Source organism: Pseudomonas sp. HR1, assembly GCF_030175875.1.
Lineage (GTDB): Bacteria > Pseudomonadota > Gammaproteobacteria > Pseudomonadales > Pseudomonadaceae > Chryseomonas > Chryseomonas oryzihabitans.
The window spans coordinates 136618-159902 of sequence record NZ_JASNRF010000002.1; the positions used below are offsets into that span (position 1 = coordinate 136618).

Here is a 23285-nt window from a genome sequence, read left to right on the forward strand (position 1 = left end):
GGAGCCGGGGCGATTCGCGTAGTCTTTATATTAAAAAATACGGCGCAGGGGTAAGCCCGGCCCACACCTTTTATAGCCTTAGGATAGAGGCACAACAACCACTAGGAGTTCTCATGGATCGTGCCAGCACCCTGCTGCAAACCATCCAGACCCGTATCGGCGAACTCAACCGCGCAGAACGCAAGGTCGCCGAGGTCATTCTGCAGAATCCCCGGCAGGCCACCCGCTACACCATCGCCGCCCTGGCCCAGGCGGCCCAGGTCAGCGAGCCCACCGTCAACCGCTTCTGCCGTTCCCTGGGCGTGAGCGGCTATCCGGAAATGAAGATCCAGCTGGCGCAAAGCATCGCCAGTGGCGCGGTCTATGTCAGCCAGGCGGTGGAAGCCAACGACGAACCCGAGGCCTACGCGGAAAAGATCTTCAGCAGCACCATCGCCTCGCTGGACAGCGCCCGCCAGCGGCTGGACGCCCGCACGGTGGATCGCGCGGTCGACCTGATGATCCAGGCGCGGCAGATCCACTTTTTCGGTCTCGGTGCCTCGGCGCCCGTGGCCCTCGACGCCCAGCACAAGTTCTTTCGCTTCAACATGGCGGTGTCGGCGCATTCGGACGTCCTGATGCAGCGGATGCTCGCCTCCATCGCCAGGACCGGCGATCTCTTCGTGATCATCTCCTACACCGGCCGCACCCGGGAACTGGTGGACGTGGCCAAGCTGGCCCGCGACAACGGCGCCTCGGTGCTCGGCCTCACCGCCAGCAACACCCCGCTGGCCAAGGTCTGCACCCACAGCCTGGACATTCCGCTGCCGGAAGACACCGATATCTACATGCCCATGACCTCGCGGATCATCCAGCTCACCGTGCTGGATATTCTCGCTACCGGGGTCACGCTCAAGCGCGGCGTGGATTTCCAGCCGCACCTGCGCAAGGTCAAGGAAAGTCTGGTCGCGACCCGCTATCCCTCGGAGCCCGACCAGGGCTGACGCGCCCTGCCCGTTCGTGTGCTCCAGTCCCCTGGAGCACGTCGCTCATCAAATATCGTCGCGGTGGCTGAACAGGTCCCAGGTCGACATGAACAGCGCGGCGATCAGCGGGCCGATGACGAAGCCGTTGAGGCCGAACAGCGACATGCCGCCGATGGTGGAGATCAGCACCACGTAGTCGGGCATCTTGGTGTCCTTGCCGACCAGGATGGGGCGCAGCAGGTTGTCCACCAGGCCGATCACCACCACGGCGAAGACGATCAGGATCACGCCCTTGATCACCGCTCCCGTGGCCAGGAAGTAGATGGCCACCGGCACCCAGATCAGCGCCGAGCCGACCGCGGGCAGCAGCGAGAGGAAGGCCATCAGGGTGCCCCAGAGCACCGCGCCCTGCACACCCAGCACGCCGAGGATGAAGCCGCCCAGGGCGCCCTGCACCACGGCCACGATGATGTTGCCCTTGACCGTGGCGCGCACCACGGCGGTGAACTTGGCCATCAGGCTGCGCTTGTGCATGTCACTCAGCGGAATGGCCTTGCGGATCAGCGCCACCAGCTGGGAACCGTCGCGCAGCAGGAAGAACAGCAGGTAGAGCATCACGCCGAAGCCGATCAGGAACTGGAAGGTGCCCTGCCCGAAGCTGAAGGCCTGGGTGGCTACCCACTGGCTGCCCTGCATGGCACCAGCGGAGAGCTTCTGGCGGATGCCGTCCAGGTCACCGGCACCAAAGCGCTGCAGGACGCTGCGTACCGAATCCGGCAAGGCGCCCCAGATCTGCTGGTAGTACTGGCCGAAGTTGAGCTGACCGCTGCTGATCTGCTGATAGAGCAGCGAGCCTTCCTGGACCAGGGAAATGGCGATGAACACCACCGGCAGGATGACGATGAGCAGGATCACGAACAGGGTGCAGAGCGCCCCGAGGTTGCGCCTGTTGTTGAAGCGGCGGACGAACCAGCGCTGCAACGGTGCGAACAGGATGGCGAGGATGGCGCCCCAGAACACCGCCCCCAGGAACGGGGTGAGGATCCAGACGAAGGCCAGCGAGACCACCACCAGCAGGATCAGGAACGTCTTGTTTTCCAGCCGAGCACTTTTCATTGGCTTTCGCGATTCCAAACAAGGATGACAGGCCTTGCTTAGAGCCTCGGAAGCCGTGGGGTTCCCGTGAGCCCCCCCCAACTCGACCTGAAGAGGCGCGCCGGAGAACCCGACGCGCCAGCGATCATACACGGAACTGGCGAACCAATCCGTCCAGCCGCTCGCCCAGACCGACCATGCCGGCAGTACTCTGGGCACCCTGTTGAGCCCCCTGGGCCATGCTGTCCACGGCACCGGCGATGGTATGGACGCTGCGATTGATCTCCTCCGCCACCGCTGTCTGCTCTTCCGCCGCACTGGCGATCTGGGTGTTCATGGCATTGATGGTGGCGATCAATTCGCTGATGGCAGCCAGGGCTGTCCCCGCCTGCTCGGCCTGGGTCGTAGTGGCCTCGCCCATGCCTCCCGAGCGCTCCATGGCACCCACCGCACGGCCAGTGGCCTGCTGCAGACGATCGATCATGCCCTGGATTTCCTGGGTGCTCTGCTGCGTCCGGCTGGCCAGCGCGCGTACTTCGTCGGCGACCACGGCGAAACCGCGCCCGGCTTCACCGGCCCGGGCCGCTTCGATGGCGGCGTTGAGTGCCAACAGATTGGTCTGTTCGGCGATGGCGCGGATCACGTCCAGTACGCCGACGATGGCGCCGACGTCCTGCTTGAGGCCATCGAGGGAGACGCTGCTCTGGCGTACCTCCTCGACCAGCTCGTGGATGCGCGCCACGCTGGTGGCCACGGTCTCCCGGGCCAGCCGGCCCTTCTCCTCGGTCTGGCGGGTGGCTTCGGAGGCCCGCAGGGCGCTGCTCGCCACCTCCTGTGCCGCGGCGGACATCTGGTTGATGGCGGTCGCCACCTGATCGGTTTCGCTGCGCTGACGCTGCATGTCGCGATCGGTGCGCTGGGCCTGCTGGGCCACATCGTCAAGCAGACCGGTGAACTGGTGGGTGATGTCGACGACCTGGGCGATGGTGCCCTGGATGCGATCGACGAAGCGATTGAAGGCAGCGGCAAGCTCACCGATCTCGTCGCGACCGTTGACCGGCAGGCGGCGGGTCAGATCGCCCTCGCCGGCGGCGATGTCATCGAGGTTCTCGCGAATCTGCGCCAGGGGCCTGAGGGTCCGGGCGGCAAAGAGTTGCGCGGCGATACCTATCACCACCAGCAGCACGCCGGAGGTACCAAAGATCAGCCAGAGCTGGTCCTGGGTACGCTTGGCGACCTGGTCGGCCACGGCGGCGACCTCGGCCTCCACGCCATCCAGGTTCACCGCGGAACCGATCACCAGATCCCACTTGGGCAGGTAGTCGGTATAGGCGAGCTTGGGCACCAGCACGTCCTTGTTGCCCGGCAGCGAAGAGCTGTAGCGACTGAAATGCGAGCCATCCTTGCCGACCCGGATCAGTTCCTGGTTGAGGTAGACGCCGCTGGGATCGCGATTGTCCTTGAAGCTCTTGCCGATCCCGGCCGGGTCGTTGCCCTTGAACAGGCGGACCACGTTGGAATCGTAGCCGAAGATATAGCCATCCTTGCCGTAGCTGATGGCGGACAGCAGGCGGATGGCCTCCTGGCGCGCCTCGGTATCACCCGCGGCGGCCTTGTCGTACAGCGGCTTGACCACGGTCATGGCCGCTTCCACGGTGTTCTGCAGGCCGTTGCGACTCTGCACCATCAGCCGCTCGCGGGCATCGGCGACGTCCTTGAGCGCCTGCTCGTGCAAGACCCAGTAAGACAGACCACCCAGCACGAGCGTGAACAGGCAGACGGGCAGGACCGCCAGTAAGGTGACTTTAAGTTTGAGGCTCACGAGGTTCTCCTTGATCGCAAGAGCTGATGCCGTTATCGGCATCGCGCTGCAGAACTTGACCGAGAAGTCACCTCGTAGACGCTGTGCGCACCGGCGCCGGAAGGCGGATGACCACCGCCAGCCCACCCAGCCGGGAAGTCTCAAGGGCGAGGGCTCCACCGCAACCTTCGACGATGTCCTTGGCGATCCCCAGCCCCAGGCCATGACCGGCCACCGCCTCGTCCAGCCGGGAACCCCGCTCGAGGATGGCCTCGCGCTGCGCCTCCGGCACGCCGGGGCCGTCGTCCTCGATCCGGATCAGATAGCCCTCTTCCCGCTGCGCCACCTCCAGCCGAACCTGCCGATCCGCCCACTTGCCGGCGTTGTCCAGCAGGGTACCGAACAGCTCCAGCAGGTCTTCCCGGTCCCAGGGCAGACGCAGTCCTTCGGGCAGATGGCAGTCGAACCGCAGGTGCTCGCCATGCAGGCGATTGAGCAGCCGGCAGAGCTCGCGCAGTTCGGCGGCATCCAGATGAGCGCCTGGCAGGGCCTCGCCGGCCAGCCGGGCGCGGCGCAACTCCCGCTCCAGCCGCTGGCGGATACGCGCCAGTTGCTCGCGCAAGACCTCGCGCTGCTCGGGCAGTGCCTGGAGCTCGGGACGCTCGGCCAGGCTGGTGAGCACCGCCAGCGGCGTCTTGAGTGCATGGCCCAGGTTGCCGATGCCATGCCGCGCGCGCTTCAGGCCGTCCTCGGTATGGCGCAGCAAGGCGTTCATCTCCTCCACCAGCGGCGTGAGCTCGGTGGGCACGCCGGCGTCCAGCGTCGAACGGCGCCCCTGATGCAGCTGGGCGATCTGCTCGCGCACCTGGTCCAGCGGGCGCAGTGCCCGGCGCACGATCAGCCGTTGCAGCAGCAGAACCAGTAGCAGGATCACCAGCCCCAGCAGGGCACCGAACGCGAGGATGCGCGTCAGGTTGGTCAACAGCGGGTTGTAGTCGTCGGCCATCACGACCCGTACCGTCTGGCCATAGCGCTGGTAATCGGCGCGGTAGGTGAGCAATCGCTGGCCGCTGGGGCCGTCCGCCAGGGTCTCGCTCAGGCCACTCCTGGGCGGCGCTTCCAGTTGCGCGTCCCACAGCGAACGCGAGCGCCAGCGGATATCCAGCGCCGGGATCTCGATGAGGAAATAGCGACCGGACAGCGGGCGGGTGTAGAGGCTGCCCAGGCGGCCCTCGTCCAGTTGCAGACCATGGGGCCCACGTACCAGGGCGGCGAGCAGATTTTCCGTCTCGCCGCGCAGCCCGGTCTCCAGATAGCGGCGCAAGGCATGGTCCACCAGCCAGGCGCCCCCCAGGACCAGCACCAGGCCCGTCACCAGCAGAATGGCCACCAGCCCGACCCTGAGGCGGGCCTGGATGGACCTCAATCGACACCGCCCAGGCGATAGCCCTGGCCGCGCCGCGTCTCGATGATTTCGCGCCCCAGCTTGCGCCGCAGGTGATTGACGTGAACCTCGATGACATTGGAGTCGCGCTCGCTCTCGCCGTCGTAGAGGTGGTCGTTCAGGCGCGTCTTGGAGAGGATCTGCCCGGGATGCAGCAGGAAACAGCGCAGCAGACGGAATTCCGCGGCGCTCAGGGAGATGGTTTCGCTGCCACGCACCACGCACTGGCGCGCCTCGTCCAGCGCGAGTCCGGCGGCCTGCAGGAGCGGCTGGTTGGCCACGCCGCGAACCCGCCGCAGCAAGGCGGCGATGCGCAGGCCCAGCTCTTCGGGGTGAAAGGGTTTGGTGAGGTAGTCGTCGGCACCGGCCTTGAGACCGTCGATGCGCTCCGCCCAGCTGTCGCGGGCGGTCAGAATCAGGACCGGCGTCGCCAGCGCCTTTGCGCGCCACTCGCTGAGCACCTCGAGCCCTGGCCGCCCCGGCAGGCCGAGATCGAGCACGATGAGGTCATAGGGCTCCTGAGCACCCTGCCAGGCAGCGTCGCGGCCATCGGCGAGCCAGTCCACGGCATAGCCCTGGCGGGCAAGGAACGCCGAAATTTCGTCGGCCAGGGCGACATCGTCTTCCACCAGCAACAGGCGCATCTAGTCGTCCACCTCGTCCTTCATGATGGCGCCATCCATCGCGCCGATTTCCAATTCGCGGACGACATCGCCGACGAGGATCTCGATCTCGTAGCGATACTGACCGTCTTCTTCTTCCAGTTCGGCTTCCAGCAGCCGAGCCTGGGGATAGCGTTCGTTCACCCGCTGCAAGAGGGTCTCCAGCGGGCGGATAACCCCCTCCTTGCGCAGCTTGAGGGCCTCGTCCTGATCCAGGTCGCGGGCCTGGATCAGCGGCGAGACGCTGCCGAGCAGCAAGAGTCCGGCGAGGACAACGGTCAGTCGTCGCGCTGATCTTTCAGGACTTCGCCGGTGGTGGCGTCGAGTTCCAGATCCCATTTCACACCTTTGGGGTCACGCAGTTCCAGTTGATAGATGTAGCGACCGTATTCTTCTTCCAGTTCGGTCTCGTGGGTGGTCGAGCCCGGATGCTTGGCGATGGCGGCCTGGTTGAGCACCTCGAAGCTCTTGATCTTGCCGCTGTCACGCAGCTTGAGGGCTTCGTCGGGGCCGAGATCGCGGGCCTGGGCAACGCCCATACCGGCGAGCAAGAGGGTGGCGGTCGCAAGGGCGGTAAGCTTTTTCATGGTGATGCCTCTGGTTGCTGTCTGAACGGTTTCCAGAGTAGCCATCGGCCATTAATCGAAACTTAAACGCCGCTTAAGCCAAGCTTAATCGGATCGGACCGCGCCAGGTCGCTTCGGTATCCAGGACCTCGCCCTTCTGCGTCACCCGTAGTTGGCCTGCGCGAGCCAGCTCCCATGCCACCTCGCGCAGGGGCTCCATCAGTGGTCGCCAGTCCGCCGCAAGGTCGCGCGCAACTTCCGAAGGACAGAAGGTGGTCCCTGGGCGGCGCGCCCGTGCCTTGGCCAGCAAGGCTTCGCGCAACTGTGCGTCGGTCGGCTCGAGCGCTGTCATGAGAACCGGGTCCTGTTTCCTGGAGTCCACCGTTTCGACCAGGAAATCGTCGGTGCAGTCATGACCTCTCGCTCGAAACCCTCCAAAGTAATGCAACGCCTCGCCCAGACCGACCTGCCCATCCCCGCCGATGAGCGTGACGACACCGGTACCGCCCTCTGCACCCCCCTGCCGCCCGACCTCAACTACGTCGACGACAGCCAGCCGGGTCTGAGCCGGCGCAAGCTGCGTGGCAAATGGGCCTACTTCACCCCCGCTGGCGAGCGCATCCGCGACCAGGCGGAAGTCGAGCGGATCAACAAGCTGGCCATCCCGCCGGCCTATACCGACGTCTGGATCTGTCCGGACGCCAACGGCCATCTGCAGGCCACCGGACGCGACGCCCGCGGTCGCAAGCAGTATCGCTACCACCCGCGCTGGCGCGAGATCCGTGATACCGACAAGTACGAGCGGATGCTGGCCTTCGGGCAGGCCCTGCCCAAGCTGCGACAGCGGGTGGAAGAGGATCTCGCCCGCCGCGGCCTCTGTCGGGAAAAGGTCATGGCCACGGTCATCAGCCTGCTCGACGCGACCCTGATCCGGGTCGGCAACGCCCAGTATGCCAAGAGCAACAAGTCCTATGGACTCACCACGCTGCGCAACCGGCACGCCGAGGTGCATGGCAACACCATCGCCTTCCACTTCCGCGGCAAGAGCGGGGTGGAGCACGACATCAAGGTCAGCGATCCGCGGCTGGCGCGCACCGTGAAGAAGTGCCTGGAGCTGCCCGGCCAGCACCTTTTCCAGTATGTGGACGGTGATGGCGAACGCCATACCGTGACCTCTTCGGACGTCAACGCCTACCTGCACGAACTCACCGGCGCCGACTTCACCGCCAAGGACTATCGCACCTGGGCGGGCAGCGCCCTTGCCCTGGAAGCCCTGCGCGAATTGCGCTGCGAGACCCAGACCGATGCCAAGAAGGAACTGGTGGACATGGTCAAGGCGGTTTCCCGCACCCTGGGCAATACCCCGGCGGTTTGCCGCAAGTGCTACATCCATCCCGGGGTGCTGGATGCGTTCCTCGCCGGTGACCTCTGCACCCTGCCCAAACCGCGCAAGCGCAAGGGGCTGAAGGAAGAAGAGGTGCTGCTGCTCAACTTCCTGCAGCGGCTGGAAGAGCGGATGGCGGAGACCCAGGCGGCCTGACAGGGTCATGCCCTTCCCTGCCTCTTGCATGGGTCAGGGACCGCTTTGCGGCAAAACCAGATCCTGCTCGCCTGACGTGATTCATCCCGCGCGCCCTGATGACGCTGCTGCATTTGTTATGTTATAACTTTTGCACGTTATCCAAGGCTCGATCATGACATCCCCGCGCGCTTCCCTGCTGCTGCTCTCCGTACCCGCCCGCCTGCTGCTCGCCAGCATTCCCCTGGTCGCCCTGTGGCTGGCCGTGCTCTGGGCGGTCGCCCTGCCATGAGCGCGGCCATCGAGCTCCAGGACCTGACCCTGGCCTATCAGCGACATCCGGCCATCCATCATCTCAGCGGCTGCTTCCGGACCGGCAGCCTCACCGCCATCGTCGGCCCCAATGGCGCCGGCAAGTCCACCCTGCTCAAGGCCATCGCCGGCACCCTGAGACCAGTGAGTGGCCGGGTCGCCCGCGCGGTGCCGCAACGCCGTCTGGGCTACCTGCCTCAGGCCGCCGAGATCGACCGCAGCTTTCCCCTCAGCGTGCTGGAAACCGTGGTGCTGGGCGCCTGGCGCGGCCTGGGCCTCTGGCGCGGGGTGACCGCCGCCCACCGGGAGGAAGCGGCCAGAGCGCTGCAGGCGGTGGGTCTCGAAGGCCTGGAGGACCGCCTGGTCGGCGCCCTCTCGTCCGGGCAATTCCAGCGGGTACTGTTCGCCCGCCTGCTGTTGCAGGACGCTCCCGTGCTGCTGCTGGACGAGCCTTTCACCGCCATCGATGCGCGCACCACCGCGGACCTGCTGACCATCGTCCGCCGCTGGCATGGCCAGGGCCGCACGGTAATCGCCGTGCTGCACGACCTGGAGCAGGTTCGCCAGCACTTTCCCGAGACCCTGCTGCTGGCCCGGGAAGCCATCGCCTGGGGCGACACCGATCAGGTGCTGGTCAGCGAGCATCTGGCCCGCGCGCGCAATCTCGCCGAACGCTGGGACGCCAACGCGGCGGTCTGTGAACGCGCATGACCCTCTATCAATTCCTCGTCGAACCCTTCGTCGAATTCGGCTTCATGCGCCGCGCCCTGGTGGCCTGCCTGGCCCTGGCGCTGGGCGCCGGTCCGGTGGGTGTCCTGCTGATGCTCAGGCGCATGAGTCTGGTGGGCGATGCCATGAGTCATGCCGTGCTGCCAGGCGCAGCCTTGGGCTTCATGGTCGCCGGGCTGTCGCTGCCGGCCATGGGCATCGGCGGAATGCTCGCCGGCCTGCTGGTGGCCGGTCTCGCCGGCCTGGTCAGCCGCTTCACCAGCCAGCGCGAGGACGCCAGTTTCGCCAGCTTCTACCTGATATCCCTGGCCGCCGGGGTGCTGATCGTGTCACTGCACGGCTCCAGCGTGGATCTGCTGCACGTGCTGTTCGGCACCATCCTGGCCATCGACGCCACGGCGCTCTATCTGGTCGCCGGCATCGCTACCCTGTCGCTGCTGGTGCTGGCGGTGATCTACCGGCCGCTGGCGCTGGAGTGCTTCGATCCGGGCTTCCTGCGCGCCGTGGGTGGTCGCGGTTCGCTCTATCACCTGCTGTTTTTGCTGCTGGTGGTGCTCAATCTGGTCGCCGGCTTCCAGGCCCTGGGCACCCTGATGGCGGTGGGTCTGATGATGCTGCCGGCCACCGCGGCGCGCTTCTGGGCCAACAGCCTGCCCGGGCTGATGGCGGTGGCGAGCCTGATCGCCAGCCTCAGCGGCCTGATCGGCCTGGTGCTGTCCTACCACCTTGGCTGCGCCTCGGGTCCGGCCATCGTCCTCACTGCGGGTGGCTGCTACCTCCTGTCCCTGCTGTTCGGTCGCCTGGGTCTCTACCGGCGACTGCGCCCCCGCCCCCACCTCACCCACTGAAAGGAGTCACCATGAAATCCCTGTTCTCCCTGGGCGCTGCCCTCCTGCTCGCCGCTGCCGGCCAGGCCCAGGCCGCACCGGTCAAGGCCGTCGCCACCTTTACCGTGATCGCCGACGTGGTCAAACAGGTCGGTGGCGATCAGGTGCAGGTCTCCTCCCTGGTCGGTCCCAATGGCGATCCCCATGCCTATGAACCGACGCCCACCGATGCCCAGGCGCTGAAGCAGGCCGATGTGGTGTTCATGAGCGGCCTGCACCTGGAAGGCTGGATGGACCGCCTGATCAAGGCCTCCGGCCAGGCGCGCCCGCCGGTGGTGCTCAGTGAGGGGATCAAGACCCGCGAGATGGCGGAAGACGAGGATGAACATGGCAACGCGGACCATGATCACGACCATGGCGGTATCGATCCCCATGTCTGGAACAACCCGCTGAACGCGGTCGTCTACACCCGCAACGTGGTGAAGGCGCTGTCCGCGGTGGATCCGGCGCAGGCCGCCACCTTCAAGGCCAACGGCGATCGCTACATCGCCGAACTGGAAGCCCTGGATCGCTATGCCCGCGAGCAGATCGGCCAGGTACCCGAGGCCAAACGCAAGGTGCTGACCTCCCACGATGCCTTCGGCTACTTCGCCGACGCCTATGGCGTGACCTTCATCTCGCCGCTGGGTCTGTCGACCGAAGCCGAGGCGTCCGCCCAGGACGTTGCCAAGCTGATCCGCCAGATCAAGCAGGAGCATGTCGCCACCTACTTCTTCGAGAACTCCAACGATCCGCGCCTGGTACAGCAGATCGCCAAGGCCAGCGGCGCCCAGCCGGGTGGCGAGCTGTACGTCGAAGCCCTGTCTCCGGCAGACGGCCCGGCGCCCACCTATGCCGCCATGTTCCGTTACAACGTGGATACCCTGGTCAAGGCGATGAAGGGCGGGCATTGAGGCTCTCTGTTAGGTTGGGTTGAGCGCAGCGAAGCCCAACAGAACGAGGCTCGAGTGCCTCGGTGTCGGGCTTCGACGATGGGACCGCCTCAACCCGACCTACGCCGCACCGGTGGCTAGACCACCGGTACCTCCTCGAGGTGAAGGTATTCCGCACCCAGGCGCCGAGCCAGTTCCCCTGCCCGTCCCAGGCGCAGTGGTCCCAATTCGATATCCAGCACCCGGATGGGACAGTCCGGTAGGGCCAACCCCTCCAGCTCACGCAGACGTCCATCGGTGACCAGCAGCAGCTGGCATTCCTCGCCGGGGTGTTGCCGCCGACGGCTCGTCAACCAGGCCTGAGCTTCCACCAGTCCCGCCAGCAAAGGCGTTCCGCCTCCCGCGCCCAGCTGCTCCAGCCATGCCTGAAGGGCCTGCCCGCTACGCTGGCCCTGGAAAGACCATTCGGGTCGCGCCCCCGCCGTCTGCAGGACCGCGACCCTGACCCGCTGGCGATAGGCCTGCTCGAACCAGTCGGCCAGCAGCCCCTTGGCCTGGGCCAGGGCACCGTGGCGGCGGGTGGACGCGGAGTGATCGAGGATCACCAGCCAAAGCTGGGCCGGACGCTGCCGGCGTGGTTGCCGGAGGAGATCACCCGCGCGACGGGGACGCCCGCGGAGCAGCGTCGGCACCCAGGCAACAGGGCCTTCGGTACCCGGCGAACGCGCGCCCTGGCGACCGCCTGCGGCCTTGCCCGTCCCGCTTCGGGCATCGCGATCCAGGGTGCCGGACGATCGGATGCCTAGGGCTTTTTTGCCCCGCCCAATCGGCGTCTGGGACCCGTTGCAGTGGGCTCCGGCGCCAGGGCACCCCAGCTATCGCCCTCGCCCTGCGCGGTCTCGGCATCCCCCTGCTCCTGTTGATCGCCAGGCTCTCGCTCCGGAGTAGTGGGAGCCAAATCATCCTGCAGGGGTGGTATTACTGAGGGACCATCCGCCAACTCGCGGCGCCGATGGCGCAGGGCGAATTCGGCCACGGCGGCGATATCGGCGTTTTCGATCGCCACGGCGCCGCGCCAGGCCGCATGGGCGCGCGCCGCGCGTAGCCAGACCAGGTCGGCGCGCAGGCCATCGACACCGGCCTGGTGGCAGCCTGCAGTGATGGCCTCCAGGGCGGCATCGTCCAGTGGAATGTCGGCCAGCCGTGTACGGGCCACAGCGCAGCGCTGACGCAGTTCCCCCTGCGCCGCTTCCCACTGCGCAATGAAGGCTGACGGATCGCTGTCGAAGGCCAGCCGCCGGCGCAGGATCTCCGCCCGCTCCCGGGGGGCCGGCCGGCTGTCCAGCGCCAGGGCGAAGCCGAACCTGTCCAGCAACTGCGGACGCAACTCGCCCTCCTCCGGATTCATGGTGCCCACCAGCAAAAAGCGCGCGGCGTGCTCATGGGAGATGCCGTCGCGCTCCACCCGGTTGACCCCACTGGCCGCCACATCCAGCAGCAGGTCGACCAGGTGATCCGGCAGCAGATTGACCTCGTCGACATAGAGCACGCCGCCATGGGCCGCCGCCAGTACGCCCGGCGCGAAGCGCGCCCGGCCTTCGCCCAGCGCCGCATCCAGATCCAGGGTGCCGACGATGCGCTCTTCGCTGGCGCCCAGAGGCAGGGTGACGAAGGGACCGCCGCCGAGCAGATCGGCCAGGCCCCGGGCCAGGGTCGACTTGGCCATGCCCCGGGGACCTTCGATCAGCACACCGCCGATACGGGGATCGATGGCATTCAGGCACAGCGCCAACTTGAGGCTGTCTGCGCCGACCACGGCGGCCAGGGGAAAGACAGGGGCGGTCATCTCAGGCTTCATCCATATCCATCAGCAGCTGTTCGAGGGCTTCGCGGTAGTCGCCCGGCTGTTGCCAGAGACCGCGCTGCTGGGCCTCCAGCAGGCGCTCGGTCATGTCGCGCAGGGCCTCGGGGTTATGGCGCTCGACGAAGTCACGGGTATCGGCGTCGAGCAGATAGGCATCGGCCAGTTGCCGGTACTGGTGATCCTCCACCAGTTCGGTAGTGGCGCCGAAGCCGAACAGGTAGTCCACGGTGGCGGCCATCTCGAAGGCCCCCTTGTAGCCATGGCGCTTCATGCCGGCGATCCACTTGGGATTGGCTGCTCGGGAGCGCACCACGCGGCCCAGCTCTTCCTTCAGGGTGCGGATCTTCGGCAGATCGGCCTGGGCATGGTCGCCGAAGTAGCTGGCGCGCCGCTGGCCGCTCAGGGTCTCAGCGGCGGCCAGCATGCCGCCCTGGAACTGGTAGTAGTCGTTGGAATCGAGCAGGTCGTGCTCGCGGTTGTCCTGGTTCTGCAGTACGGCCTGCAGCCGACCGAGGCGGCGGGAGAAGTCATCGCGAGCGGCGGTGCCCTCATCCTCGGCGCCATAGGCGTAGCCGCCCCAGTTGAGGTAGGCCGTGGCCAGTTCGCTGCGATCCTGCCACTGGCGTTCTTCCACCGCGCCCTGAACACCGGCGCCATAGGCACCGGGCTGGGCGCCAAAGATGCGCCAGCCGGCCTGACGCCGGGCGAGGTCAGCAGCGGTACCGGCCGCTTCCAGGGCAGCGCGCTCGCGGCGAACCTGGGCGGCCAGGGGGTTGAGATCGTCCGGCTCGTCCAGAGCGGCCACCGCCTGGACCGCGGCATCGAACAGCCGTACCAGACCGCCGAAGGCATCGCGAAAGAAACCGGAGATGCGCAGGGTGACGTCCACCCGCGGACGATCCAGCAGCGACAGCGGCAGGATCTCGAAGTCTTCGACCCGGGCGCTGCCGGTCTGCCACACCGGGCGCACACCCAACAGCGCCATGGCCTGTGCGATGTCGTCGCCGCCGGTCCTCATGGTCGCCGTGCCCCAGACCGATAGACCCAACTGGCGCAGGTGGTCGCCCTCCTCCTGCAGATGACGCTCCAGCAGCAGATTGGCCGACTGCCAGCCGAGCCGCCAGGCGGTCATGCTCGGCAGGTTGCGCACGTCCACGGAAAAGAAGTTGCGCCCGGTGGGCAGGACATCCAGCCGCCCGCGACTGGGCGCGCCGCTGGGACCGGCCGGCACGAAGCGCCCGTCCAGGGCCGCCAGGAGGCCGCCGATTTCAGCGGGGCCACAGGCGTCCAGTGCCGGCGCCACCTGGGTGACCAGGTGTTCCAGCACCGGACGGGTCGCCGGCAATTCGACCAGCGCCAACGGCAAGGGCTCGGCATCGACCATCGCGGCGACCAGCGCCAGGGCCAGCAATTCCAGGCGCTCCCGGGTATCACCCAGGGTGCGCCAGGGTTCGGCGGACAGCGCCGCCAGGCAAGCCGGGCGCGCCCCCTGCCAGGGCTCGCCCAGGTCGGCGGCCAGGGGATCGAACTCCAGCTGCAGATCCTTGGCCAGCGCCCGCAAGAGACTCGCATTGCCGCCCTGGGCATCGCCACGGGGGATGCGCAAGAGCGCCACCAGGGTATCGCGACGCAATTGCCCGGTCGGGGATTCACCGAACACATGCAGGCCATCGCGGATCTGGGACTCCTTGAGGTCGCACAGGTAGGCGTCCAGCTGCGGCAGCCAGCTGTCCGGATCGTCGGTGATCACCAGCCCCAGCTCGCGATCCAGGGCGGTCTCGCGCACCAGTTGCAGGATCTCGCCGCGCAACTCGGTGGCGCGCCGCAGATCCAGCAGGCTGGCGTCATAGTATTCGTCGGCCAGCCGCTCCAGATCGCGCAGCGGCCCGTAGCTCTCGGCTCGGGTCAGCGGCGGCATCAGGTGGTCGATGATCACCGCCTGGGTGCGCCGCTTGGCCTGGGCGCCCTCGCCCGGGTCGTTGACGATGAAGGGATAGACGTTGGGCAGCGGTCCGAGAATGGCGTCCGGCCAACACTCCGCCGACAGCCCGACGCCCTTGCCCGGCAGCCATTCCAGGTTGCCGTGCTTGCCCAGATGCACCACGGCCTGGGCGCCATAGGCCTCGCGCAGCCAGAAATAGAAGGCCAGGTAGCCATGGGGCGGCACCAGCGCAGGATCGTGGTAGACCGCCGCCGGATCGACGTCATAGCCACGCGCCGGCTGGATGCCGACAAAGGTCAGGCCGAAGCGCACCCCGGCCACCATGAGCCGACCGCGACGGTGCATGGGATCGGTCTCGGGTCCGCCCCAGCGCTCGATCACCGCCTGCTGCAGGCTGAGCGGCAACCCGGCGAACAAAGCGTGGTAGTCCTGCAGCGCCAGGCTCTGCAACGCCGGGCGCAGATCGCGCAGGGCGCTGTCGTTGGTCACCCCACCGAGCAGACGCTCGATCAGGGCGGTGCCGCTGTCCGGCAGATTGGCCACCGGATAGCCGGCCATCTGCAAGGCGCGCAGTACCCCAAGCGCTGCCGCCGGGGTATCCAGGCCCACGCCATTGCCGATGCGGCCGTCACGGGTCGGATAGTTGGCCAGGATCAGGGCGATGCGCTTGTCCGCCGCGGGACGCCGCGCCAGCTCGATCCAGTTGCGCGCCAGGCGGGCGACGAAGGCCATGCGTTCGCCATCGGCCTGGTAGTTGACCACGTCGCTCTGGCTGCGCTCGCAGCGCCAGGCCAGGCCCTTGAAGCTGATCGGCCGGGTAATGATGCGCCCGTCCAATTCCGGCAGGGCGATATGCATGGCCAGGTCGCGGGCACCCAGACCCTGGGGATTCTCCAGCCAGCGCTCGCGATTGTCCTGGGCGCAGATGGCCTGGAGCACCGGCACCGGGCGACGGAACGGCGTCAGATTCGGCCGCTCCGGACTGGACTGGGCGAAGCCGGTGGTATTGAGGATCAGGGCGGCGCTGGTCTCGTCCAGCAGCCGCTCCACCTCCTCCAGACAGGCCGGCTCCTTGAGACTGGCCACGGCGATAGGCAACGGATTCAGCCCTTCGGCGGCCAGCTGTTGGCAGAAGACGTCGACGAAGGCGGTGTTGGCCGACTGCAGATGGGTGCGATAGAACAGCAGCGCCGCGGTCGGCCAATCCGGTCGCCAGTGCTGGCGCCAGCCGTCCAGACCCAGGCCTTCCGGCTGATAGACCGCCGCCCGCGGCAATTCCCGTGGCGGCTGGTAGGTGTAAGGGGCACCCAGGCATTCGGCCGCCAGGCAGTGCAGGAAATCCCGGGCATTGCCCAGCCCTCCCTGGCGCAGATAGCGCCACAGCCGTTCGGCCAGGTCCGGCGCCACCGTACTCAGGGCCATCAGCTCAGGATCGGGCCGATCGCAGCCGGGTACCGCGATCAGGGTCAGCCCCCGCGCGGCCAACTCGGCCAGCCGTTCCATGCCATAACGCCAGTAACCCTGGCCGCCGTGCAGGGAGATGAACACCACCCGAGCCTGGCTCAGCACCTCCTCGACATAGAGGTCCACCGAGGCGTGGTTCTGCAACTGCATGGGATTGGCCAGGCGCAGACTCGGATAGTCCTCGTCCAGGCTACGGGTCGCCTCCGCCAGCAGCGCCAGGTGCGAATCGCCACTGCAGAGTACGACGATCTCACCGGGCGTCTGCGCCAGGTGGGCGATGCCGTCGTCGGGGACGAAGCCGCCCGGCTGGGTACGCAGCAGATGCATCTGGCGTCAGGCGACCGCGGCGCGCAACTGGGCGGTGATGGCCGCCTGGTCCAGCTCCTGGCCGATCAGCACCAGCTGGGTGCTGCGAGTCTCATCGGTCTTCCAGGGGCGGTCGAAGTGCTTGTCGAAGCGGGTGCCGACCCCCTGGACCAGCAGTCGCAGCGGCTTGCCGGCGATGGCCGCGAAGCCCTTCACCCGCAGCACACCATGGGTCTTGACCACCTCGGCCAGGGCCGCCAGCAGGGTCGCCTCGGCCACCTCGGGCAGCTGGACGCCGAAGGAGTCGAATTCGTCGTGATCGTGGTCTTCATGACCTTCGAGGTCATGGTGGGTGGGACGGCTGTCGATATGGGCCTCGGATTCGGCCTGCAGCCCCAGCAGAACCGACAGCGGCAGCACGCCGCGACTGGCTTCCACCACCTTGACCGCCGGCGGCAACTCCTCGGTGACCTCGGCACGTACCCGCGCCAGGGCCTCGGCATCCAGGCCATCGGCCTTGTTGAGGATCACCAGATCGGCGCTGGCGAGCTGGTCTTCGAACAACTCGTGGAGCGGCGATTCATGGTCGAGGTTGGGGTCCTGGCGGCGCTGGACGTCCACCTGCTCGGGATGGGCGGCGAAGGTGCCGGCCGCCACCGCGGGGCTGTCGACCACGGTGATCACCGCATCCACCGTGCAGGCGTTGCGGATCTCCGGCCACTGGAAGGCCTGCACCAGGGGCTTGGGCAGGGCCAGGCCACTGGTCTCGATGAGGATATGGTCGATGTCGCCGCGGCGGGCTACCAACTCCTTCATCACCGGGAAGAATTCTTCCTGCACGGTGCAGCACAGGCAACCGTTGGCCAGTTCGAAGACGCGGCCCTGGGCCTCTTCCTCGGTACAGCCGATGCTGCACTGGCGCAGGATTTCACCGTCGATGCCCAGCTCGCCGAATTCGTTGACGATCACCGCGATGCGGCGGCCTTCGGCGTGGTCGAGCATGTGCCGCAGCAGGGTGGTCTTGCCGGAACCGAGGAAGCCGGTGACGATGGTGACGGGGGTCTTGGCCAGGGTTTTCATGGGCTGCCCTTAGAGAGAAAGCGAAAGAAGACGGGCAGGCATGCCAGGCGCTCGCGCCGCGGCGAGGCCCCAATGGCAGCCCGGATCACCCCGCCCGGTTGCGTGTTCGAAACGTGGCGAGGCAGGTCTCCTGGCTCGCGGCGCCCGGCTCCGGCCTTCCCGCGTGAGCAGTGGCCTTAGAGCGTGTTCATAATTTCGCGAGCTAGAGTCAAACAAGGCGAAGATGCTTGAGGAAGCGGAGTTTACGAATGGTAAATGAGCATTCCGAAAGCAGCTTCAACGCAGTTTGGCCGACGCGCAGCAAATTATGAACAGGCTCTAGTGGAGAGGCTAAAAACGCCGCTTACAGTTGCGGGGGCAGCCGCGGTGTCGCACCGCGTTCCCTTTCAAGCTCTTGCCGACAAGAGCACCTCGCAACGCGACAGGCTACGAGCGCCCCGCCGGGGTGTCAATCGGCCAGACTTGACCGGCGGACGAGGCGCGTGGTCTGCTCGCCGCTGCTTCAGGTGTCGCGACTCCGCCATGGGTCGCGGTGAAACGGGAAGCCGGTCCGAGTCCGGCACTGCCCCCGCAACGGTAGACGAGCGCAGGATCACAGAGCCACCCGGCCGGCAAGTCTGGGGAAGGCGATCCTGGTAGTTGCAGCCTGCAACCCTCGTGAGTCCGGAGACCGGCCTGCTGCTTTCAAGCAACCCGCGGTGGGCGGTCGTGCTGGACGGCGGCCGCCTGCGGCTCGCTGCCTCGGCGCGTCCCTGCCGCTTCGACTCCGAGGCCCTGCCATGACCGCTACCCGCTCGATAACCGCCCTGCCCCAGACCAGTACCCGCACCCAGCGTCTGACCGCCACCCTGCTCGCCTGCCTGCTCGGCCTGGGCCTGGTGCTTCTGGCCGGTTTCTCCCATGTCGAGGCGCTGCACAACGGCGCTCACGATACCCGCCATAGCGAAGGCTTCCCCTGCCACTAAAAGGAGTTCGCCATGTTCCAGCGTATTGCCTTCAGTGCCGGCGTGGCCGGCCTCCTTGCGGCCCTGTTGCTGAGTGCCCTGCAAAGCCTGTGGCTGACCCCGCTCATCCTCCAGGCGGAAACCTACGAGGTCCAGACCGAGGCGCCCGCCATGGCCGGACAGCATCATCATGGTGAAGAAGCAGCCTGGACGCCGGCGGATGGCTGGCCGCGAACCCTGTCGACCTTTGGCGGCAACCTGGTGGTGGCGGTAGGCTTCGGCCTGATCCTGGCGGGCCTGTTCAATCTAAGAGGCCCGACCCGCCTGCACCAGGGCCTGCTGTGGGGCCTGGCCGGCTATGCCACCTTTTGCCTGGCGCCCAGCCTCGGCCTGCCGCCGGAGCTTCCCGGCACGGCCGCGGCGGATCTCACCCTGCGTCAAGCCTGGTGGCTGGGCACTGCCGGTGCCACTGCCGCGGCGCTCGCGCTCCTGGCGTTCACTCGCCATCCCGGCTTCAAGATCGCCGCCCTCGGGCTGCTGCTCATTCCCCATCTGCTGGGTGCGCCCCAACCCGTCGCCCAGGCGAGCCTGGCACCGGAGGCCTTGCAACGGCACTTCCAGATCGCCGTGCTGGCCAGCAACCTGCCGTTCTGGCTGCTCCTAGGACTCGCCTGCAGCTGGCTGTTCCATCGCCAGGCGCCTCAGGCCTGATGGCGCTGGTCCTGGGCCTGGGTTGCCGCCGGGGCTGTTCGGTGGAGGAGCTGACCGCGCTGGCCCTGGCAGTGCTGCAGGAGGCCGGCTGCGACCCCAACGCCCTGACGGCGCTGGCGACGGTGGACCGCCGTGTGGAGGAAAACGCACTGCAACACCTGGCCCAGCGCTGGCAACTGCCCTTGCAGGGCTTCTCCGCCGAACGTCTGGCGCAACAGGAGGGCATCGCCGCGCCGAGTGCGGTCGCCTTGCAACACACCGGCAGTCCCAGCGTGGCTGAAGCCGCGGCCCTGGCCGCGGCCGGTGAAGGCGCCCGATTGCGGGTCGGCAAGCGCAAGAGCGCGGCCGCGACGGCAGCGCTGGCTTACGCCTGAGCGACCTCTTCCGCATCAGTGTCTCTGACCCGGGCGCGGACGTGGATGGGGCTGAAGGGCTCGTTCTGCACCAGCTCCACCAGGGATTCCTTGACCAGCTCGAGGATGGCCATGAAGGTCACCACCACCCCGAGCCGGCCTTCATCCAGGGTGAACAGCGCCACGAAGGGCACGAAGGCGCCATCCTTGAGGCGCTCCAGCACCTGGCTCATACGCTCGCGGGTGGACAGCACCTCGCGGGTCACCTGGTGACTCTCGAACAGGTCGGCACGGCGCAGGACCTCGCCCATGGCCAGCAGCAACTCGCCCAGCTCCACCTCGGGCAGGAGCTTGCGCGCCCGCGCCTCGGGCGCCGGCAAGCTGGGCACCACGAAGTTGCGTCCGTCCCGCGGCAGGTCGTCGAGGTCCTCGGCGGCCTTCTTGAAGCGCTCGTATTCCTGCAGCCGGCGGATCAGTTCGGCGCGCGGATCTTCCTCTTCGGCCTCCAAGCCTTCGGCGCGCGGTAGCAGCATGCGCGACTTGATCTCCGCCAGCATGGCGGCCATCAGCAGGTATTCGGCGGCCAGCTCCAGTTGCACCGCCTTCATCAGCTCGACGTAGCTCATGTACTGCCGGGTGATCTCGGCGACAGGAATGTCGAGGATGTCGATGTTCTGCTTGCGGATCAGATAGAGCAGCAGGTCGAGAGGCCCCTCGAAGGCTTCGAGAAAGACCTCCAGCGCATCCGGCGGAATGTAGAGGTCCTGGGGCAGTTCGGTGAAGGCCTCGCCATAGACCAGCGCCAGGCGCAGCTGCTCGGGCTCAAGCAGCTGAGGGTCCAGGGCTTCGCTCATGCTTCGATCATGAAGGGCGTGGGATCACCGGCACCGACGCGGATCACTTCCGGCTCGTCGTCGGCCAGGCTGATCACGGTGGAGGGCTGCAGGCCACCCGGACCGCCCTCGATCACCAGGTCGACGAAATGCTCGAGACGCTCGCGGATCTCCCAGGCATCGCCCAGGGCCTCGTCATCCCCCGGCAGGATCAGGCTCACGCTCATCAGCGGCTCGCCCAGCGCCTCCAGCAGCGCCAGGGTGATGGGATGCTGGGGCACCCGCACGCCGATGGTGCGCCGCTTGGGATGCAGCAGCATGCGCGGCACCTCGCGAGTGGCGTTGAGAATGAAGGTATAGGGTCCGGGGGTGTAGGCCTTGAGCAGGCGGAAGGCGCTGGTGTCCACCTTGGCATAGATGCCCAGCTCGGAGAGGTCGCAGCACACCAGGGTGAAGTTGTGCTTGTCGTCGAGCTGGCGTATGCGGCGGATACGCTCCACCGCGCTCTTCTCGCCGATACGGCAGCCCAGGGCATAGGACGAATCGGTGGGATAGGCGATGACACCGCCGGACTGGATGATTTCCACGGCCTGACGAATCAGCCGCGGCTGGGGATTCTGCGGATGAATCTCGATGAACTGGCTCATTGGGGTTCCCGATTCTGAGGGTACAGCGGTTGACTGAAGCGCGCCCAGAGGGGCGGCAGATCTTCGGGCAACGGGCGGTACATCCCCAGCTCCGACCAGTCGGCCGGCGCATGGAAATCGCTGCCCGCACTGACCATCAGACCGAATTCCCGCGCCAGAATTGCCAGGGTGCCGACCTGCTCCGCCGGCTGCACGCCATTGACCACCTCGATGGCGTGGCCACCGCCGGTGACGAATTCTCCGATCAGCTTGCGCAGCTTGGTGCGGGTGAAGCCATAGGCCAGCGGGTGGGCCAGACTGATCCATGCCTTGGCGCCCTTCAGGGTCGCCAGGGTCTCGGCCAGGGTCGGCCAGTGCTGCTTGACGTCGCCGAGCTTGCCGCCGCCCAGCCACTTGCGAAAGGCATCGCCGCGGTCTTCGACGAAGCCGGCCTGCACCAGGTATTCGGCGAAATGCGGCCGGGCCGGCGCATTGCGACTGTCGCCCAGGGCCAGCTGCACCGCCCGGGCGCCGTCCAGGGTGCCGGGCATGCCCTTGGCCGCCAGCCGCCGGTCGATTTCCCGGGCGCGTTCCCAGCGTCCCTCGTGTAGGGCTTCCAGCGCAGCGTTCAATTCGGGCGCCTCGGGGGCGAAGTTGTAGCCCAGCACATGCAGGGTCGCCCCACCCCAGGTACAGGACATCTCGATCCCGGGCAGCAGACGCAGACCCAGGCCGTCCGCGGCTTCCAGGGCTTCGGCATAGCCATCCAGGGTGTCGTGGTCGGTGATGGCCAGCAGTTGCACCCCGCGCTCATGGGCGCGTCTGACCACCTCGGCGGGCGCGAAGGCGCCGTCCGACGCGGTGGTATGACAGTGCAGGTCGATACGCATGGCTTTCTCCTCCGGCTTCATCAGGTATTATGCCGCGATGCACTGCTATCGGCTGCGTTAATGAAACAATTCATCGATTTCATCCCTCTGCTCCTGTTCTTCCTGGTCTACAAGCTCGATCCGCGTCCGGTGGAGTTCGCCGGGCACGCCTTTACCCTGGGCGGCATCTTCAGTGCCACCGCGGTGCTGATCATCGCCTCCCTGGTGGTCTACGGCGCGATCTTCGCGACCCAGCGCCGGCTGGAGAAGAGTCAGTGGCTGACGCTGATCGCCTGCCTGGTGTTTGGTGGCATGACCCTGGCCTTCCATAGCGAGACCTTCCTGAAATGGAAGGCGCCGGTGGTGAACTGGCTGTTCGCCCTGGCCTTCCTGGGCAGCCATTTCATCGGCGACAAGCCGCTGATCCAGCGCATGCTGGGCCACGCGGTGCGCCTGCCAGCCCCTATCTGGACGCGGCTGAACGTCGCCTGGATCGTCTTCTTCATCGTCTGCGGCTGCGCGAATCTCTACGTGGCCTTCACCTACGAAAGCTTCTGGGTCGACTTCAAGGTCTTTGGCAGTCTGGCGATGACCCTGGTGTTCATGCTCGGTCAGGGCCTCTATCTGGCGCGCCATCTGCAACCCATGGATGAACCGCGAGACTGATCTCATGAGTCAGATACTGCTGATCGATGACGACCAGGAACTGTGCGACCTGCTCGGTGCCTGGCTGAAACAGGAAGGCTTCGAGGTCACCGCCTGTCATGCCGGTAGCGACGCCCGCAACCAGTTGCGCGAGGCGACGCCGGACGTGGTGGTGCTGGACGTGATGCTGCCTGACGGCAGTGGCCTGGAATTGCTCAAGCAGCTGCGCAGCGATCATCCGCAACTGCCCGTGCTCATGCTATCGGGACGGGGCGAACCCCTCGACCGGATCCTCGGCCTGGAGCTGGGTGCCGACGACTACCTGGCCAAACCCTGCGATCCGCGCGAACTCACCGCGCGCCTCCGAGCCATCCTCAGACGCAGTCATCCGGCCCAGCCTGCAGCCCGCCTGCAGCTGGGCGACCTGTCGCTGAGTCTGGCGCGCGGCGTCGCCAACATCGGCGAAACCGAGATCACCCTGACCCTCACCGAGAGCCGCATCCTCGAAGCCCTGCTACGGCAACCGGGCGAGCCCCTGGAAAAGCAGGCCCTGGCCCAGGCGGCCCTGGGCCGCAAGCTGACCCTCTATGATCGCAGCCTGGACATGCATGTCAGCAATCTGCGCCGCAAGCTCGGCAGCCATGCCGACGGTCGTCCGCGCATCCTGGCGCTGCGGGGCCGCGGCTACTACTACAGCGTCTAGCCCACCGCGCAGCCTTTACCCCCTCTTTACCCCCGCTGACCGCCACTGACTCCCCCGCTCCTAGACTGGGCTCATCCGGTGTTGCACCGGTCA

At 66.9% G+C, this 23285-nt stretch carries 24 protein-coding genes and 2 riboswitches; of the genes, 10 read left to right on the forward strand and 14 right to left on the reverse strand.

Annotated elements, in window-relative coordinates:
* Nucleotides 1-113 precede the first annotated feature (113 nt).
* Nucleotides 114-983 (forward strand): MurR/RpiR family transcriptional regulator, encoded by an 870-nt coding sequence (locus QKY98_RS07970; protein WP_007158461.1) that lies wholly within the window; start codon nt 114-116, stop codon nt 981-983.
* A gap of 48 nt (nt 984-1031) precedes the next feature.
* On the opposite strand, the gene QKY98_RS07975 is transcribed toward QKY98_RS07970, so the two are convergent.
* The 7 genes from QKY98_RS07975 to QKY98_RS08005 form a co-directional block, all read right to left on the reverse strand.
* On the reverse strand, nt 1032-2081 hold the full coding sequence (locus QKY98_RS07975; RefSeq protein ID WP_027599490.1) for an AI-2E family transporter: 1050 nt from the start codon (nt 2079-2081) through the stop codon (nt 1032-1034).
* A 124-nt stretch (nt 2082-2205) separates the two neighbouring features.
* Nucleotides 2206-3882, reverse strand: coding sequence for a methyl-accepting chemotaxis protein CtpM (gene ctpM, locus QKY98_RS07980; RefSeq protein ID WP_284670642.1), 1677 nt, complete (start codon nt 3880-3882; stop codon nt 2206-2208).
* Between the two features lie 67 nt (nt 3883-3949).
* On the reverse strand, nt 3950-5287 hold the full coding sequence (locus QKY98_RS07985) for an ATP-binding protein (protein WP_284670643.1): 1338 nt from the start codon (nt 5285-5287) through the stop codon (nt 3950-3952).
* A complete protein-coding gene (locus QKY98_RS07990) occupies nt 5284-5949 on the reverse strand; it encodes a response regulator transcription factor (protein WP_284670644.1) in 666 nt (221 codons plus the stop codon). Before QKY98_RS07990 ends, QKY98_RS07985 begins: the two co-directional genes overlap by 4 nt.
* The gene (locus QKY98_RS07995) at nt 5950-6225 is read right to left on the reverse strand and encodes a PepSY domain-containing protein (protein ID WP_007158466.1); all 276 of its coding nucleotides are present in this window, start codon (nt 6223-6225) and stop codon (nt 5950-5952) included.
* Between the two features lie 20 nt (nt 6226-6245).
* Nucleotides 6246-6554: a PepSY domain-containing protein gene (locus tag QKY98_RS08000; protein WP_284670645.1), complete on the reverse strand. Its 309-nt coding sequence runs from the start codon at nt 6552-6554 to the stop codon at nt 6246-6248.
* A 73-nt stretch (nt 6555-6627) separates the two neighbouring features.
* Nucleotides 6628-6885 carry a DUF3253 domain-containing protein gene (locus QKY98_RS08005; RefSeq protein WP_284670646.1) on the reverse strand — a complete coding sequence of 86 codons (258 nt, stop codon included), beginning with the start codon at nt 6883-6885 and terminating at the stop codon, nt 6628-6630.
* A 90-nt stretch (nt 6886-6975) separates the two neighbouring features.
* Between QKY98_RS08005 and QKY98_RS08010 the strand changes: the two genes are divergently transcribed.
* The 4 genes from QKY98_RS08010 (at nt 6976) to QKY98_RS08025 (ending at nt 10873) form a co-directional block, all read left to right on the forward strand.
* Nucleotides 6976-8073, forward strand: coding sequence for a DNA topoisomerase IB (locus tag QKY98_RS08010; RefSeq protein ID WP_007158469.1), 1098 nt, complete (start codon nt 6976-6978; stop codon nt 8071-8073).
* A 267-nt stretch (nt 8074-8340) separates the two neighbouring features.
* Nucleotides 8341-9075: a zinc ABC transporter ATP-binding protein AztA gene (aztA, locus tag QKY98_RS08015; RefSeq protein WP_027599495.1), complete on the forward strand. Its 735-nt coding sequence runs from the start codon at nt 8341-8343 to the stop codon at nt 9073-9075.
* On the forward strand, nt 9072-9941 hold the full coding sequence (locus tag QKY98_RS08020) for a metal ABC transporter permease (RefSeq protein WP_077172758.1): 870 nt from the start codon (nt 9072-9074) through the stop codon (nt 9939-9941). The genes aztA and QKY98_RS08020 overlap by 4 nt, the downstream gene beginning before the upstream one ends.
* An 11-nt stretch (nt 9942-9952) precedes the next feature.
* The gene (locus QKY98_RS08025) at nt 9953-10873 is read left to right on the forward strand and encodes a metal ABC transporter substrate-binding protein (RefSeq protein WP_284670647.1); all 921 of its coding nucleotides are present in this window, start codon (nt 9953-9955) and stop codon (nt 10871-10873) included.
* Nucleotides 10874-10989: 116 nt separating this feature from the next.
* Here the strand turns inward: QKY98_RS08025 and QKY98_RS08030 are convergent, their stop codons facing one another.
* From QKY98_RS08030 to cobW, 4 genes are read right to left on the reverse strand one after another with little or no spacing between them, the layout of a single operon-like run.
* Nucleotides 10990-11634, reverse strand: a complete 645-nt coding sequence (locus tag QKY98_RS08030; RefSeq protein ID WP_037007024.1) for a vWA domain-containing protein — start codon at nt 11632-11634, stop codon at nt 10990-10992.
* Nucleotides 11635-11654: 20 nt separating this feature from the next.
* A complete protein-coding gene (locus QKY98_RS08035; protein WP_284670648.1) occupies nt 11655-12698 on the reverse strand; it encodes a magnesium chelatase ATPase subunit I in 1044 nt (347 codons plus the stop codon).
* A 1-nt stretch (nt 12699) separates the two neighbouring features.
* The gene (gene cobN / locus QKY98_RS08040; protein ID WP_284670649.1) at nt 12700-16449 is read right to left on the reverse strand and encodes a cobaltochelatase subunit CobN; all 3750 of its coding nucleotides are present in this window, start codon (nt 16447-16449) and stop codon (nt 12700-12702) included.
* 6 nt (nt 16450-16455) lie between these two features.
* Nucleotides 16456-17508 carry a cobalamin biosynthesis protein CobW gene (gene cobW, locus QKY98_RS08045; protein ID WP_027599500.1) on the reverse strand — a complete coding sequence of 351 codons (1053 nt, stop codon included), beginning with the start codon at nt 17506-17508 and terminating at the stop codon, nt 16456-16458.
* 103 nt (nt 17509-17611) lie between these two features.
* Nucleotides 17612-17937: riboswitch (cobalamin riboswitch) on the reverse strand.
* A 58-nt stretch (nt 17938-17995) separates the two neighbouring features.
* Nucleotides 17996-18201: riboswitch (cobalamin riboswitch) on the forward strand.
* Between the two features lie 86 nt (nt 18202-18287).
* Between cobW and QKY98_RS08050 the strand changes: the two genes are divergently transcribed.
* Genes QKY98_RS08050 through QKY98_RS08060 form a run of 3 tightly spaced genes read left to right on the forward strand, consistent with a single transcriptional unit; the run spans nt 18288 to nt 19537 of the window.
* Nucleotides 18288-18473, forward strand: a complete 186-nt coding sequence (locus tag QKY98_RS08050) for a CbtB domain-containing protein (RefSeq protein ID WP_284670650.1) — start codon at nt 18288-18290, stop codon at nt 18471-18473.
* A gap of 12 nt (nt 18474-18485) precedes the next feature.
* Entirely contained in the window at nt 18486-19163 is a 678-nt protein-coding gene (locus QKY98_RS08055) for a CbtA family protein (protein WP_027602204.1), read from the forward strand.
* A complete protein-coding gene (locus tag QKY98_RS08060; protein ID WP_027599502.1) occupies nt 19163-19537 on the forward strand; it encodes a cobalamin biosynthesis protein in 375 nt (124 codons plus the stop codon). Before QKY98_RS08055 ends, QKY98_RS08060 begins: the two co-directional genes overlap by 1 nt.
* Here QKY98_RS08060 and QKY98_RS08065 read toward each other — a convergent pair.
* The 3 genes from QKY98_RS08065 to QKY98_RS08075 are packed head-to-tail and all read right to left on the reverse strand — an operon-like array spanning nt 19528 to nt 21865.
* The gene (locus QKY98_RS08065) at nt 19528-20370 is read right to left on the reverse strand and encodes a segregation and condensation protein A (RefSeq protein WP_007158481.1); all 843 of its coding nucleotides are present in this window, start codon (nt 20368-20370) and stop codon (nt 19528-19530) included. The genes QKY98_RS08060 and QKY98_RS08065 overlap by 10 nt on opposite strands.
* The gene (locus tag QKY98_RS08070; RefSeq protein ID WP_027599504.1) at nt 20367-20996 is read right to left on the reverse strand and encodes an L-threonylcarbamoyladenylate synthase; all 630 of its coding nucleotides are present in this window, start codon (nt 20994-20996) and stop codon (nt 20367-20369) included. Before QKY98_RS08070 ends, QKY98_RS08065 begins: the two co-directional genes overlap by 4 nt.
* Entirely contained in the window at nt 20993-21865 is an 873-nt protein-coding gene (locus tag QKY98_RS08075) for a PHP domain-containing protein (protein WP_007158483.1), read from the reverse strand. Before QKY98_RS08075 ends, QKY98_RS08070 begins: the two co-directional genes overlap by 4 nt.
* A 60-nt stretch (nt 21866-21925) precedes the next feature.
* Here QKY98_RS08075 and QKY98_RS08080 point away from each other — a divergent pair, with 60 nt between their 5' ends.
* Together QKY98_RS08080 and QKY98_RS08085 are read left to right on the forward strand one after the other, a co-directional pair.
* Nucleotides 21926-22510, forward strand: coding sequence for a septation protein A (locus QKY98_RS08080; RefSeq protein ID WP_150338709.1), 585 nt, complete (start codon nt 21926-21928; stop codon nt 22508-22510).
* 4 nt (nt 22511-22514) lie between these two features.
* Entirely contained in the window at nt 22515-23192 is a 678-nt protein-coding gene (locus QKY98_RS08085; protein WP_027602201.1) for a response regulator transcription factor, read from the forward strand.
* The last annotated feature ends 93 nt before the right edge of the window (nt 23193-23285 follow it).

Coding starts and splice junctions, on each gene's coding strand:
- QKY98_RS07970 (WP_007158461.1), top strand. CDS start 114: ATGGATCGTGCCAGCACCCTGCTGCAAACCATCCAGACCCGTATCGGC.
- QKY98_RS08000 (WP_284670645.1), bottom strand. CDS start 6,554: ATGAAAAAGCTTACCGCCCTTGCGACCGCCACCCTCTTGCTCGCCGGT.
- QKY98_RS07990 (WP_284670644.1), bottom strand. CDS start 5,949: ATGCGCCTGTTGCTGGTGGAAGACGATGTCGCCCTGGCCGACGAAATT.
- QKY98_RS08080 (WP_150338709.1), top strand. CDS start 21,926: ATGAAACAATTCATCGATTTCATCCCTCTGCTCCTGTTCTTCCTGGTC.
- QKY98_RS08065 (WP_007158481.1), bottom strand. CDS start 20,370: ATGAGCGAAGCCCTGGACCCTCAGCTGCTTGAGCCCGAGCAGCTGCGC.
- aztA (WP_027599495.1), top strand. CDS start 8,341: ATGAGCGCGGCCATCGAGCTCCAGGACCTGACCCTGGCCTATCAGCGA.
- QKY98_RS08085 (WP_027602201.1), top strand. CDS start 22,515: ATGAGTCAGATACTGCTGATCGATGACGACCAGGAACTGTGCGACCTG.
- cobN (WP_284670649.1), bottom strand. CDS start 16,449: ATGCATCTGCTGCGTACCCAGCCGGGCGGCTTCGTCCCCGACGACGGC.
- QKY98_RS08010 (WP_007158469.1), top strand. CDS start 6,976: ATGCAACGCCTCGCCCAGACCGACCTGCCCATCCCCGCCGATGAGCGT.
- QKY98_RS08070 (WP_027599504.1), bottom strand. CDS start 20,996: ATGAGCCAGTTCATCGAGATTCATCCGCAGAATCCCCAGCCGCGGCTG.
- QKY98_RS08020 (WP_077172758.1), top strand. CDS start 9,072: ATGACCCTCTATCAATTCCTCGTCGAACCCTTCGTCGAATTCGGCTTC.
- QKY98_RS08005 (WP_284670646.1), bottom strand. CDS start 6,885: ATGACAGCGCTCGAGCCGACCGACGCACAGTTGCGCGAAGCCTTGCTG.
- QKY98_RS08025 (WP_284670647.1), top strand. CDS start 9,953: ATGAAATCCCTGTTCTCCCTGGGCGCTGCCCTCCTGCTCGCCGCTGCC.
- QKY98_RS08060 (WP_027599502.1), top strand. CDS start 19,163: ATGGCGCTGGTCCTGGGCCTGGGTTGCCGCCGGGGCTGTTCGGTGGAG.
- cobW (WP_027599500.1), bottom strand. CDS start 17,508: ATGAAAACCCTGGCCAAGACCCCCGTCACCATCGTCACCGGCTTCCTC.
- QKY98_RS08035 (WP_284670648.1), bottom strand. CDS start 12,698: ATGACCGCCCCTGTCTTTCCCCTGGCCGCCGTGGTCGGCGCAGACAGC.
- QKY98_RS08075 (WP_007158483.1), bottom strand. CDS start 21,865: ATGCGTATCGACCTGCACTGTCATACCACCGCGTCGGACGGCGCCTTC.
- QKY98_RS08055 (WP_027602204.1), top strand. CDS start 18,486: ATGTTCCAGCGTATTGCCTTCAGTGCCGGCGTGGCCGGCCTCCTTGCG.
- QKY98_RS07975 (WP_027599490.1), bottom strand. CDS start 2,081: ATGAAAAGTGCTCGGCTGGAAAACAAGACGTTCCTGATCCTGCTGGTG.
- QKY98_RS08050 (WP_284670650.1), top strand. CDS start 18,288: ATGACCGCTACCCGCTCGATAACCGCCCTGCCCCAGACCAGTACCCGC.